Source organism: Peribacillus sp. TE19612, from assembly GCF_056279465.1.
Genome location: NZ_JBWCCL010000017.1, coordinates 21194 through 33549, shown reverse-complemented (window position 1 = coordinate 33549; position 12356 = coordinate 21194). Strand labels below are relative to the sequence as shown.

General features: G+C 40.7%; 21 protein-coding genes. All 21 read left to right on the top strand.

Going from position 1 to position 12356, the window contains the following annotated elements:
* The first annotated feature begins 213 nt into the window (after positions 1–213).
* Positions 214–462 (top strand): 50S ribosomal protein L7ae-like protein, encoded by a 249-nt coding sequence (locus ACZ9AO_RS23235; protein WP_034305040.1) that lies wholly within the window; start codon positions 214–216, stop codon positions 460–462.
* A 104-nt stretch (positions 463–566) separates the two neighbouring features.
* Positions 567–989, top strand: a complete 423-nt coding sequence (rpsL, locus tag ACZ9AO_RS23230) for a 30S ribosomal protein S12 (protein WP_034305038.1) — start codon at positions 567–569, stop codon at positions 987–989.
* Between the two features lie 41 nt (positions 990–1030).
* Complete coding sequence (rpsG, locus tag ACZ9AO_RS23225; RefSeq protein ID WP_048677878.1) at positions 1031–1501, top strand: 30S ribosomal protein S7; 471 nt, start codon at positions 1031–1033, stop codon at positions 1499–1501.
* 44 nt (positions 1502–1545) lie between these two features.
* Positions 1546–3624: an elongation factor G gene (gene fusA / locus ACZ9AO_RS23220; protein ID WP_048677880.1), complete on the top strand. Its 2079-nt coding sequence runs from the start codon at positions 1546–1548 to the stop codon at positions 3622–3624.
* 121 nt (positions 3625–3745) lie between these two features.
* Positions 3746–4933, top strand: a complete 1188-nt coding sequence (gene tuf / locus ACZ9AO_RS23215; protein WP_054398381.1) for an elongation factor Tu — start codon at positions 3746–3748, stop codon at positions 4931–4933.
* 409 nt (positions 4934–5342) lie between these two features.
* A complete protein-coding gene (rpsJ, locus tag ACZ9AO_RS23210) occupies positions 5343–5651 on the top strand; it encodes a 30S ribosomal protein S10 (RefSeq protein ID WP_019244375.1) in 309 nt (102 codons plus the stop codon).
* A gap of 40 nt (positions 5652–5691) precedes the next feature.
* The gene (gene rplC, locus ACZ9AO_RS23205; protein ID WP_476110688.1) at positions 5692–6321 is read left to right on the top strand and encodes a 50S ribosomal protein L3; all 630 of its coding nucleotides are present in this window, start codon (positions 5692–5694) and stop codon (positions 6319–6321) included.
* Positions 6322–6346: 25 nt separating this feature from the next.
* Positions 6347–6970 (top strand): 50S ribosomal protein L4, encoded by a 624-nt coding sequence (rplD, locus tag ACZ9AO_RS23200; protein ID WP_034305025.1) that lies wholly within the window; start codon positions 6347–6349, stop codon positions 6968–6970.
* Positions 6970–7254 carry a 50S ribosomal protein L23 gene (rplW, locus tag ACZ9AO_RS23195; RefSeq protein ID WP_034305023.1) on the top strand — a complete coding sequence of 95 codons (285 nt, stop codon included), beginning with the start codon at positions 6970–6972 and terminating at the stop codon, positions 7252–7254. The genes rplD and rplW overlap by 1 nt, the downstream gene beginning before the upstream one ends.
* A gap of 26 nt (positions 7255–7280) precedes the next feature.
* Positions 7281–8111 (top strand): 50S ribosomal protein L2, encoded by an 831-nt coding sequence (gene rplB / locus ACZ9AO_RS23190; protein WP_034305021.1) that lies wholly within the window; start codon positions 7281–7283, stop codon positions 8109–8111.
* Between the two features lie 60 nt (positions 8112–8171).
* On the top strand, positions 8172–8450 hold the full coding sequence (rpsS, locus tag ACZ9AO_RS23185; RefSeq protein WP_034305018.1) for a 30S ribosomal protein S19: 279 nt from the start codon (positions 8172–8174) through the stop codon (positions 8448–8450).
* A 17-nt stretch (positions 8451–8467) separates the two neighbouring features.
* Positions 8468–8809, top strand: a complete 342-nt coding sequence (gene rplV, locus ACZ9AO_RS23180; protein WP_034305017.1) for a 50S ribosomal protein L22 — start codon at positions 8468–8470, stop codon at positions 8807–8809.
* Positions 8810–8812: 3 nt separating this feature from the next.
* A complete protein-coding gene (gene rpsC / locus ACZ9AO_RS23175; RefSeq protein ID WP_034305014.1) occupies positions 8813–9469 on the top strand; it encodes a 30S ribosomal protein S3 in 657 nt (218 codons plus the stop codon).
* 1 nt (position 9470) lies between these two features.
* Complete coding sequence (gene rplP, locus ACZ9AO_RS23170; RefSeq protein ID WP_034305012.1) at positions 9471–9905, top strand: 50S ribosomal protein L16; 435 nt, start codon at positions 9471–9473, stop codon at positions 9903–9905.
* Positions 9895–10098 carry a 50S ribosomal protein L29 gene (gene rpmC, locus ACZ9AO_RS23165; protein ID WP_034305010.1) on the top strand — a complete coding sequence of 68 codons (204 nt, stop codon included), beginning with the start codon at positions 9895–9897 and terminating at the stop codon, positions 10096–10098. Before rplP ends, rpmC begins: the two co-directional genes overlap by 11 nt.
* Before the next feature lie 18 nt (positions 10099–10116).
* On the top strand, positions 10117–10380 hold the full coding sequence (gene rpsQ / locus ACZ9AO_RS23160) for a 30S ribosomal protein S17 (protein ID WP_048677887.1): 264 nt from the start codon (positions 10117–10119) through the stop codon (positions 10378–10380).
* 41 nt (positions 10381–10421) lie between these two features.
* Positions 10422–10790 carry a 50S ribosomal protein L14 gene (gene rplN / locus ACZ9AO_RS23155; protein WP_034305005.1) on the top strand — a complete coding sequence of 123 codons (369 nt, stop codon included), beginning with the start codon at positions 10422–10424 and terminating at the stop codon, positions 10788–10790.
* Between the two features lie 43 nt (positions 10791–10833).
* The gene (gene rplX / locus ACZ9AO_RS23150; protein ID WP_034305002.1) at positions 10834–11145 is read left to right on the top strand and encodes a 50S ribosomal protein L24; all 312 of its coding nucleotides are present in this window, start codon (positions 10834–10836) and stop codon (positions 11143–11145) included.
* A 29-nt stretch (positions 11146–11174) separates the two neighbouring features.
* Positions 11175–11714, top strand: coding sequence for a 50S ribosomal protein L5 (gene rplE / locus ACZ9AO_RS23145; protein ID WP_048677889.1), 540 nt, complete (start codon positions 11175–11177; stop codon positions 11712–11714).
* 25 nt (positions 11715–11739) lie between these two features.
* Complete coding sequence (locus ACZ9AO_RS23140; protein WP_034304998.1) at positions 11740–11925, top strand: type Z 30S ribosomal protein S14; 186 nt, start codon at positions 11740–11742, stop codon at positions 11923–11925.
* A 30-nt stretch (positions 11926–11955) separates the two neighbouring features.
* Positions 11956–12354 carry a 30S ribosomal protein S8 gene (gene rpsH, locus ACZ9AO_RS23135; protein ID WP_034304995.1) on the top strand — a complete coding sequence of 133 codons (399 nt, stop codon included), beginning with the start codon at positions 11956–11958 and terminating at the stop codon, positions 12352–12354.
* Positions 12355–12356 lie beyond the last annotated feature (2 nt).

The window sequence follows — 12356 nt, the reverse complement described above, 5'->3', positions numbered from 1 at the left end:
TGAGCTGGTCTCTCTTATTACTCATGGCCGGCTGAAAAGCCTATGAGAATTTGATAATTTCCGTTTGGGCAAATTGAAAATCTTAATAGAATTATGTAAGGAAAACCTTTTGCTTGAATTATTTTTTTGAAAGAAGTTGACAGTATCCGACTTATAATGATACTATAGCAAAGGTGCTCCTATGTTACCCTGTAACTTTGGAGGATATGGACCATGTCTTATGAAAAAGTAATACAGGCAAAGTCAGTGATTATAGGGACGAAGCAAGCAGTTAGAGCTCTTAAAAACAATTTAATTCAAGAAGTTATCATCGCTGATGATGCAGATATATACTTGACTGGGCGTGTCGTAGAGACCGCCAAAGAATTGGATGTTCCTATCACATATGTTGATTCGATGAGAATGCTTGGCAAAGCATGTGGTATTGATGTCGGAGCAGCAACTGTTGCCATTAAAAAGTAAAAATGTTTTTGCAATAATATTTGCAAAGACTTTGTTTTTACCCATTTATGAACCACCTGGATGTGTGGTACTAGAAATGAAAACGTGAAGGGAGGAAAAATGTAATGCCTACTATTAATCAATTAGTGCGTAAAGGACGCGAGTCTAAAGAGGTTAATTCAAAATCTCCAGCACTTAACAAAGGCTACAACAGCTTTAAAAAAGCACAAACTAACGTATCATCTCCGCAAAAACGTGGTGTTTGCACTCGTGTGGGTACTATGACACCGAAAAAACCAAACTCCGCGTTACGTAAATATGCGCGTGTACGTCTAACAAACGGTATCGAGGTAACAGCTTATATCCCAGGTATCGGTCACAACCTACAAGAACACAGCGTGGTTCTTATCCGTGGCGGACGTGTAAAAGATTTACCAGGGGTACGTTACCATATCGTACGTGGTGCTCTTGATACAGCTGGAGTTAACAATCGTATGCAAGGCCGTTCTAAATACGGTACTAAGCGTCCGAAAGCAGCAAAAAAATAAACTAAAACCAAAATTGAACTTTCTTGAAAGGAGGAAATATAATGCCTCGTAAAGGACCTGTAACGAAAAGAGACGTATTACCAGATCCAATATATAATTCAAAACTTGTGACTCGCTTAATCAACAAATTAATGGTTGATGGACAAAGAGGTAAATCACAAAAAATTCTTTACTCTGCATTTGATTTAATCAAAGAACGTACTGGCAATGAGCCGATCGAAGTTTTCGATCAAGCACTTAAAAACATCATGCCTGTACTAGAAGTAAAAGCACGCCGTGTGGGTGGAGCTAACTACCAAGTACCAGTTGAGGTGCGTCCAGATCGTAAATCGACTCTAGGACTTCGTTGGTTAGTAAACTACTCTCGCCTTCGTGGAGAAAAAACGATGGAAGAGCGTTTAGCTTATGAAATCATGGATGCTGCCAACAATACTGGAGCAGCAGTTAAGAAACGTGAAGATACACACAAAATGGCTGAAGCCAATAAAGCTTTCGCGCATTATCGCTGGTAAGATTAATCACTATAAAATCCTTATAGAAGGAAGGAGAAAGACAAATGGCAAGAGAGTTCTCCTTAGCAAACACTCGTAATATCGGTATCATGGCTCACATCGATGCTGGTAAGACGACAACAACAGAACGTGTTCTATATTACACTGGTAAAATTCACAAAATCGGTGAAACGCACGAAGGTGCTTCACAAATGGACTGGATGGAACAGGAACAAGAACGCGGAATCACGATCACTTCCGCTGCAACAACTGCGCAGTGGAAAGGTCACCGTGTAAACATCATCGATACACCGGGACACGTAGACTTCACAGTTGAAGTTGAACGTTCTTTGCGCGTACTTGATGGAGCTGTAGCCGTACTTGATGCCCAATCAGGTGTTGAGCCTCAAACTGAAACGGTTTGGCGCCAAGCTACAACTTATGGTGTACCACGTGTCGTATTCGTAAATAAAATGGACAAAATCGGTGCAGACTTCTTGTATTCAGTTGGAACAATCCACGATCGTTTACAAGCTAACGCTCACCCAGTTCAGTTACCAATCGGAGCAGAAGATCAATTCTCTGCAATCATTGACCTTATTGAAATGAAAACTCATTTCTACGGCAATGACCTTGGAACTGATATCACTATCGGTGAAATTCCTGAAGAACACCGGGAATTAGCTGAAGAATACCGTGAAAAGTTAATTGAAGCAGTAGCAGAAGTTAATGAAGACTTAATGGAAAAATACCTTGGCGGCGAAGAAATCAGCATTGCTGAATTGAAAGCAGCTATCCGTACAGCAACCGTTAATGTTGAATTCTTCCCAGTTATCTGCGGATCGGCTTTCAAAAACAAAGGTGTTCAATTAATGCTTGATAACGTTATCGACTTCCTTCCTTCTCCATTGGATGTACCAGCTATCAAAGGTACATTACCGGATTCAGAAGATGAAGTTGAACGTCATTCAGATGATTCTGAACCGTTCTCTGCTTTAGCGTTTAAAGTTATGACTGACCCTTACGTTGGTAAACTTACATTCTTCCGTGTGTACTCTGGTACACTAGAATCAGGATCTTATGTAATCAACTCAACTAAAGGAAAACGTGAGCGTATTGGACGTATCCTTCAAATGCACGCAAACAGCCGTGAAGAAATTTCTACTGTATATGCAGGAGATATCGCAGCAGCCGTTGGTTTGAAAGATACTACAACTGGAGATACTCTATGTGATGACAAGAACCAAGTAATTCTTGAGTCCATGGTATTCCCAGAGCCAGTTATCTCTCTATCAGTTGAACCGAAATCAAAAGCAGACCAAGACAAAATGTCACAAGCTTTACAAAAGCTTCAAGATGAAGATCCAACATTCCGTGCGCATACTGACCAAGAAACTGGTCAAACGATCATCGCGGGTATGGGTGAACTTCACTTGGACATCCTTGTTGACCGTATGCGTCGCGAATTCAAAGTGGAAGCAAACGTTGGTGCTCCTCAAGTAGCATACCGTGAAACTTTCCGTGGTTCAGCTAAAGTTGAAGGTAAATTCGTTCGCCAATCTGGTGGTCGTGGACAATTCGGACACGTATGGATCGAATTTGGTCCAAACGAAGAAGGTAAAGGATTCGAATTTGAAAATGCTATCGTCGGTGGTGTAGTACCACGTGAATATATCCCTGCTGTACAAGCTGGATTAGTTGATTCACTTGACCGTGGTGTACTTGCTGGTTACCCGCTAGTCGACATCAAAGCTAAATTATTCGACGGATCTTACCATGACGTTGACTCCAACGAAATGGCATTTAAAATTGCTGCATCTATGGCACTTAAAAATGCAGCATCTAAATGTAGTCCTGTCATCCTTGAACCGATCATGAAAGTGGAAGTAGTTATTCCAGAAGATTACCTAGGCGACATCATGGGAGATATCACATCTCGTCGTGGTCGTGTAGAAGGTATGGAAGCTCGCGGTAACACGCAAATGGTTAAAGCGATGGTTCCACTATCTGAAATGTTCGGATATGCTACATCTTTACGTTCTAACACTCAAGGACGCGGAACATTCTCTATGCACTTCGATCATTATGAAGAAGTACCTAAGAGCATTTCTGAAGAAATCATCAAAAAAAATAAAGGTGAATAATTGATTTTCATCTCTTATTAAAGTATAACTATCTTATGTAAGCTGTGATGGAAGAATTAGTCTTCTTTCGCAGCCCCTATATACTTAATTTTTTATTTATAATTTTAAGGAGGAATTCCTAATGGGAAAAGCTAAATTTGATCGTTCAAAACCGCACGTTAACGTTGGAACAATTGGTCACGTTGACCATGGTAAAACAACTCTAACTGCTGCAATCACAACTGTACTTGCTAAATCTGGTGGAGCAGAAGCTCGCGCTTATGACCAAATCGATGGTGCTCCAGAAGAAAGAGAACGTGGTATCACAATCTCTACTGCACACGTTGAGTACGAAACAGCTACTCGTCACTATGCACACGTTGACTGCCCAGGACATGCTGACTATGTTAAAAACATGATCACAGGTGCTGCACAAATGGACGGCGGAATCCTAGTAGTATCTGCTGCTGATGGCCCAATGCCACAAACTCGTGAGCACATCCTTCTTTCTCGTCAAGTAGGTGTACCATACCTAGTAGTATTCATGAACAAATGCGACATGGTAGATGACGAAGAACTTCTTGAATTAGTAGAAATGGAAATCCGTGATCTTCTATCTGAATACGAATTCCCTGGCGATGACATTCCAGTTATCAAAGGATCTGCCCTTAAAGCTCTTCAAGGAGAAGCTGCTTGGGAAGAAAAAATCCATGAATTAATGACAGCTGTTGATGAGTACATCCCAGAACCAACTCGTGACACTGACAAGCCATTCATGATGCCAGTTGAGGATGTATTCTCAATCACTGGTCGTGGTACAGTTGCAACTGGCCGTGTTGAGCGTGGACAAGTTAAAGTCGGTGACGTTGTTGACATCATCGGTTTCAACGAAGAGTCTAAACCAACAACTGTAACTGGTGTTGAAATGTTCCGTAAACTTCTTGACTATGCTGAAGCTGGTGACAACATCGGTGCACTTCTTCGTGGTGTATCCCGTGAAGATATCCAACGTGGACAAGTTCTTGCTAAACCAAGCACTATCACTCCACACACAAAGTTCAAAGCTGAAGTTTATGTTCTTTCTAAAGAAGAAGGTGGACGTCACACTCCATTCTTTACAAACTACCGTCCTCAGTTCTACTTCCGTACAACTGACGTAACTGGTATTTGTAACCTTCCTGAAGGCGTAGAAATGGTTATGCCTGGAGACAACATCGAAATGACTGTAGAACTTATCGCTCCAATCGCTATCGAAGAAGGTACTAAATTCTCTATCCGTGAGGGTGGACGTACTGTAGGCGCTGGCGTAGTTGCTACAATCCAAGAATAATTGATTGATAAAACAATATTGGAAGGGACGCCTTCCGGAAGAAGCAGATGGGACGCCATCTGCTTCTTTTCTATTTGTAAAGAATATTCATTCTTTCTTCTATTATAACTGGAGTTTATTTAATGGGTTTCTCGATAATTCCAAATGAAGAAAATGGATATGAAAGACCACGTAGAATGTACTTGTAAATACTTGTGATAGTATGTATAATAATAAAAGTGTGTTGCACAAGAAAAATCTAAGTTTGACTTGCATTTCACTTGTGTTATATGTATAATAGACAATGTTGGTCTTTGACTGCGATGATATGGAAGGTTGCTGACACACCCGGCCGCTTTGCCATGGCGAGTGTGTGGGAAATTTCCATTGAGAAGGTCTATTTTAAAATAGGCGAAAAGGAGGGAAAATTATGGCAAAACAAAAAATTCGTATCCGTTTAAAAGCATATGATCACAGAATCCTTGATCAATCTGCTGAGAAAATTGTTGAAACTGCAAAACGTTCTGGTGCGGCTGTATCTGGTCCGATTCCATTACCTACTGAAAGATCGGTATACACGATCCTACGTGCGGTTCATAAATACAAAGATTCTCGTGAACAATTCGAAATGCGTACGCATAAACGTCTAATCGACATCGTTAACCCAACTCCACAAACAGTTGATTCATTGATGCGTTTAGATCTACCATCAGGCGTTGACATTGAAATCAAATTATAATTCATATAAATATGAACAATTACTCTAGGAGGTGTGACTTATGACCAAAGGAATCTTAGGAAGAAAAATCGGTATGACTCAAGTTTTTGCTGAAAACGGTGAACTTATTCCGGTAACAGTTATCGAAGCTGCTAATAACGTGATTCTTCAAAAGAAAACTGTTGAAACTGATGGCTATGAAGCAGTTCAAGTTGGTTTTGAAAACAAACGTGAAAAGCTTTCTAACAAACCTGAAAAGGGCCATGTTGAAAAAGCAAATACTACTCCTAAGCGCTTCATTCGCGAATTCCGCGGAACGGATCTTACTGAATATGAGATCGGTCAAGAAGTCAATGTTAGTATTTTCGCTGAAGGCGATTTAGTAGATGTATCAGGAATTTCAAAAGGTAAAGGTTTCCAAGGCTCTATCAAGCGTCATGGACAATCTCGCGGACCTATGTCTCATGGTTCTCGTTACCACCGTCGCCCAGGTTCAATGGGTCCTGTAGCTCCAAACCGCGTATTCAAAGGTAAACTTTTACCAGGACGTATGGGTGGAGATCAAATCACTGTTCAAAACTTAGCTATCGTTAAAGTTGATGTTGAACGTAACCTACTATTGATCAAAGGTAATGTACCTGGTGCTAGAAAAGCATTGATCAAAGTTAAATCTGCTGTTAAAGCAAAGTAATTTCTGAGAAAGGAGGAGCAATAGAATGCCAAAAGTTACATTGTTCAACCAAACAGGTTCACAAGTTGGCGACATCGAACTAAATGAATCCATCTTTGGTATCGAACCTAATAATCACGTATTATTTGAAGCAATCATCATGCAACGAGCTTCCTTACGTCAAGGAACTCATAAAGTTAAAAACCGTTCTGAAGTTGCAGGCGGTGGGCGTAAACCTTGGAAACAAAAAGGAACTGGACGTGCGCGTCAAGGTTCTATCCGTTCTCCACAATGGCGTGGCGGTGGCGTTGTTTTTGGACCAACTCCAAGATCTTACGCTTACAAGCTACCTAAAAAGGTACGTCGTTTAGCTATTAAATCTGCATTGTCTGCAAAGGCATTGGAAGAGAACATTTTGGTACTTGAAAGCTTGTCTTTCGAAGCTCCAAAAACAAAAGAGTTTGTAGCGGTACTTAAAAACCTTTCTGTAGATACTAAAACGTTAGTCGTTACTGACGGTTTAGATGAGAAAGTTGCTCTTTCTGCACGTAACATCCCTGGTGTTACTGTAGTTGAAGCTGATGGTCTTAATGTTCTTGATGTTGTTTCACACAACAAATTGATCTTGACTAAATCAGCTGTCGAAAAAGTAGAGGAGGTGCTTGCATAATGGATGCACGCGATATCATTAAGCGCCCCGTAATCACTGAACGCTCTTCAGACATAATGGCTGAAAAGAAATATACTTTTGAAGTTGATGTTAGAGCTAATAAAACTCAAGTTAAAGATGCTGTTCAAGAAATTTTCGGCGTTAAAGTTGAGAAAGTAAACATCATGAACTACAAAGGTAAATTCAAACGCATGGGCAAACATGCAGGCTATACTAACAAGCGCCGTAAAGCTATTGTTAAATTAACTGCTGACAGCAAAGAAATCGAGCTATTCGAGGCTTAATTCATTAGAGAAGGAGGGAAATACAAATGGCGATTAAGAAGTATAAACCTACCTCTAACGGTCGACGTAATATGACAACTTCCGATTTTGCTGAGATCACTACAGACAAACCGGAAAAGTCATTACTTGCTCCTTTACACAGCAAAGGCGGCCGTAATAACCAAGGTAAGTTAACAGTTCGTCATCAAGGTGGCGGCCACAAGCGTCAATACCGTATCATCGATTTCAAACGGAATAAAGATGGTATACCAGGACGCGTTGCTACTATTGAGTACGATCCAAATCGTTCTGCAAACATTGCATTAATTAATTACGTTGATGGAGAAAAACGTTATATCCTAGCTCCGAAAAACCTAGAAGTAGGTTTGGAAGTTATGTCAGGTCCAGAAGCTGACATCAAAGTGGGTAACGCACTTCCTCTTATTAACATCCCAGTTGGTACAGTAATTCATAACATCGAGCTTAAACCAGGAAAAGGTGGACAATTAGTCCGTTCAGCAGGTACATCTGCTCAAGTACTTGGTAAAGAAGGCCGTTATGTACTTGTACGTTTAAACTCAGGTGAGGTTCGTATGATTCTTGCTACTTGCCGTGCTTCAATCGGTCAAGTCGGTAATGAACAACATGAACTTATCAACATTGGTAAAGCTGGCCGTAACCGTTGGTTAGGTAAACGCCCAACAGTTCGTGGATCTGTAATGAACCCGAATGATCACCCACACGGTGGTGGTGAAGGTAAAGCGCCAATCGGACGTAAATCACCAATGTCTCCATGGGGTAAACCTACTCTTGGATTCAAAACTCGTAAGAAGAAAAATAAATCCGATAAATTTATCGTACGTCGTCGTAAAAAATAACGGGATTGAGCTACGGTTCATATATAGAACCGTAGAACAGTCACGAAGGGAGGTACTCGCATGGGTCGTAGCTTAAAAAAAGGGCCTTTTGTTGATGATCATTTATTGGTAAAAGTTGAAAAATTAAATGAAGCTGACAAGAAACAGGTAGTAAAAACTTGGTCTCGTCGCTCAACAATCTTCCCGCAATTCATCGGACACACAATCGCCGTTTATGACGGTCGTAAGCACGTGCCGGTTTATGTAACAGAAGATATGGTAGGTCACAAACTAGGCGAATTCGCGCCTACACGCACTTATAAAGGTCACGCAAGTGATGACAAGAAAACAAGACGTTAATGAGAGGAGGGCATCTCATGCAAGCTAAAGCTGTCGCTAAAACAGTTCGTATTGCTCCTCGTAAAGTGCGTTTAGTCGCAGATTTAATTCGAGGAAAACAAGTAGGTGAAGCAGTAGCGATTCTTCGCTTAACACCAAAATCTGCTTCTCCAGTCGTAGAAAAAATTCTGAAATCTGCTATCGCAAATGCAGAACATAACTACGAAATGGATATTAATAACCTAGTCGTTTCAGAAGCATACGTTAACGAAGGACCAACATTAAAACGTTTCCGTCCTCGCGCTCAAGGTCGTGCGAGTGCAATTAACAAACGTACTAGTCATATTACAATCGTTGTATCAGAAAAGAAGGAGGGGTAATCTGTGGGTCAAAAGGTAAATCCAATCGGTATGCGTATCGGGATAATCCGTGACTGGGAATCCAAATGGTACGCTGATAAAGACTACGCAGTTCTTTTGCATGAAGACATCAAAGTTCGTGAATATATCGCGAAACGTCTAAATGATGCTTCTGTTTCAAAAGTTGAAATCGAGCGTGCAGCTAACCGTATCAATGTATCTGTCCACACTGCTAAACCAGGAATGGTTATCGGTAAAGGCGGTACTGAGGTCGAAGCACTTCGTAAAGCTTTGAACCAGTTGACTGGCAAAAGAGTTCATATCAATATCATCGAAATTAAAAGAGCAGATCTTGACGCAAAATTGGTTGCAGAAAACATCGCTCGTCAATTAGAAAACCGTGTTTCATTCCGTCGTGCTCAAAAGCAAGCTATCCAACGTACTATGCGTTCTGGAGCAAAAGGAATCAAAACTCAAGTTTCTGGTCGTCTTGGCGGTGCTGATATTGCTCGTGCTGAACATTACAGCGAAGGAACAGTTCCACTTCACACACTTCGTGCAGACATAGACTATGCTCATGCTGAAGCAGATACTACTTACGGTAAGCTAGGCGTGAAAGTTTGGATCTACCGTGGAGAAGTTCTTCCTACTAAGAAGAAATCTGAGGAAGGAGGAAAATAATATGTTATTGCCAAAACGCGTAAAATACCGTCGTGAACACCGCGGTAAGATGAGAGGGATGGCTAAGGGCGGCACTGAAGTTCACTTCGGAGAATTTGGACTTCAAGCTCAAGAAGCTTCCTGGATCACGAACCGTCAAATCGAAGCAGCTCGTATTGCGATGACTCGTTATATGAAACGTGGAGGAAAAGTTTGGATCAAAATCTTCCCAAGCAAACCTTACACAGCTAAGCCGCTTGAAGTACGGATGGGTTCCGGTAAAGGTGCTCCTGAAGGATGGGTAGCAGTTGTTAAACCGGGCAAAGTTATGTTTGAAATCTCTGGTGTATCTGAAGAGGTGGCAAGAGAAGCATTGCGCCTTGCAGCACACAAACTTCCAATCAAATGCAAGTTTGTAAAAAGAGAGGAAATTGGTGGTGAAACAAATGAAAGCTAATGAAATCAAAGATCTAACCACTGCTGAAATTGAACAAAAACTAAAATCTCTTAAAGAAGAACTATTTAATCTTCGTTTCCAGTTAGCTACTGGACAACTTGAAAATACAGCTCGCATCCGTGAAGTTCGCAAATCGATTGCTCGTATGAAAACAGTTGTTCGTCAAAGAGAAATCGGTGTCACTAATCGATAATGAATGGAGGTTTGCAGAATGAGCGAACGCAACCAACGCAAAATCTACACTGGACGCGTAGTATCCGACAAAATGGATAAAACAGTTACAGTTGTTGTAGAGACCTATAAAAAGCATTCTTTATACGGTAAACGCGTGAAATATTCTAAAAAGTTTAAAGCTCATGACGAGCTAAACGAAGCTAAAGCAGGCGACGTAGTACGTATCATGGAAACTCGTCCACTTTCAGCTACAAAACGCTTCCGTCTTGTAGAAGTAGTAGAAAAAGCAGTAATCATTTAATCTAGTTCGGATTAAGCTAATTCCGAAGGGAGGTACCGTACATGATTCAACAAGAATCTCGTTTAAAAGTCGCTGACAATTCAGGTGCTCGTGAAGTGCTAACAATTAAAGTCCTAGGTGGTTCAGGCCGTAAGACTGCAAACATCGGTGATATCATCGTTTGTACAGTTAAACAGGCAACACCAGGAGGCGTTGTTAAAAAAGGTGAAGTCGTTAAGGCTGTTGTTGTCCGTACAAAACGTGGTATGCGTCGTCCTGACGGTTCTTACATTCGTTTCGATGAAAACGCATGTGTAATTATCCGTGACGATAAGAGCCCACGTGGAACACGTATTTTTGGACCTGTTGCTCGTGAATTACGTGACAATAGTTTCATGAAGATCGTTTCTCTTGCTCCAGAAGTTCTATAATATGTAAAATTTGTATAAAGCCTTTCAAGGAGGTGCCAAGCTAATGCATGTTAAAAAAGGTGACAAAGTCGTAGTCATCTCTGGTAAGGACAAAGGCAAACAAGGAACAATTCTTTCTGCATATCCGAAACAAAATCGTGTACTTGTTGAAGGAATTAACATCGTGAAAAAGCATTCAAAGCCATCTCAACTTAATCCACAAGGTGGAATTATCAGTAAAGAAGCTGCTATTCACGTATCCAATGTAATGCCACTTGATCCTAAATCAGGTAAACCGACTCGTGTTGGATATAAGATCGAAAATGGTAAAAAAGTACGCGTAGCTAAAATATCAGGTGAATCTTTAGATAAATAAGTCATAAATGAAGGGAGGTACACTAAGCAATGAGCCGCCTTAAAGAAAAATTCAAAAGTGAAATTACACCGTCATTGATGGGTAAATTCAACTATCAATCAGTAATGCAAGTACCAAACATTGAGAAAATCGTTATTAACATGGGTGTGGGTGACGCAGTTTCTAACTCGAAAGCTTTAGATACAGCTGTTGAAGAACTTACATTGATCACTGGTCAAAAACCCGTTATAACAAAAGCAAAAAAATCAATCGCAGGCTTCCGTTTGCGTGAAGGTATGCCTATCGGAGCGAAAGTTACATTACGTGGTGAGCGTATGTATCAATTCCTTGATAAGCTAGTATCTGTATCTTTACCGCGTGTACGTGATTTCCGTGGCGTTTCAAAGAAATCTTTTGACGGACGTGGAAACTATACATTAGGCGTTAAAGAACAACTTATCTTCCCTGAGATTGATTACGATAAAGTGAGCAAAGTTCGTGGTATGGACATCGTTATCGTAACGACTGCCAACACTGACGAAGAAGCTCGTGAACTACTTACTCAAGTTGGAATGCCGTTCCAAAAGTAATCTCTAAATAAAGGGAGGCGAAATCGTGGCTAAAAAGTCTATGATCGTAAAGCAAAAACGCGAACAGAAGTTTAAAGTACAAGAATATACACGTTGCGAACGTTGCGGACGTCCACATTCTGTATTACGTAAATTTAAACTTTGTCGTATTTGTTTCCGCGAACTTGCATATAAAGGACAAATTCCTGGCGTTAAAAAAGCTAGCTGGTAAAACCCGAGTTTGGGAAGGAGGTAAAATATAATGGTCATGACAGATCCTATTGCAGATATGCTTACTCGCATCCGTAATGCGAATATGGTTCGTCACGAAAAACTGGAAGTTCCTGCTTCAAAGATCAAAAAGGAAATTGCTGAGATCTTAAAAAGTGAAGGCTTCGTACGTGACTTTGAATTAATCGAAGACAACAAACAAGGTATCATCCGTATCTTCTTAAAATACGGTGCAAACAACGAACGTGTTATCACTGGTCTAAAACGTATCAGCAAACCTGGTTTGCGTGTATATGCAAAAACTGGAGAGGTACCACGCGTTCTTAACGGTTTAGGTATCGCAATTGTTTCTACTTCTCACGGAGTTTTAACAGACAAAGAAGCTCGCTCTAAACAAGTTGGCGGAGAAGTTTTAGCATACGTTTGGTAATA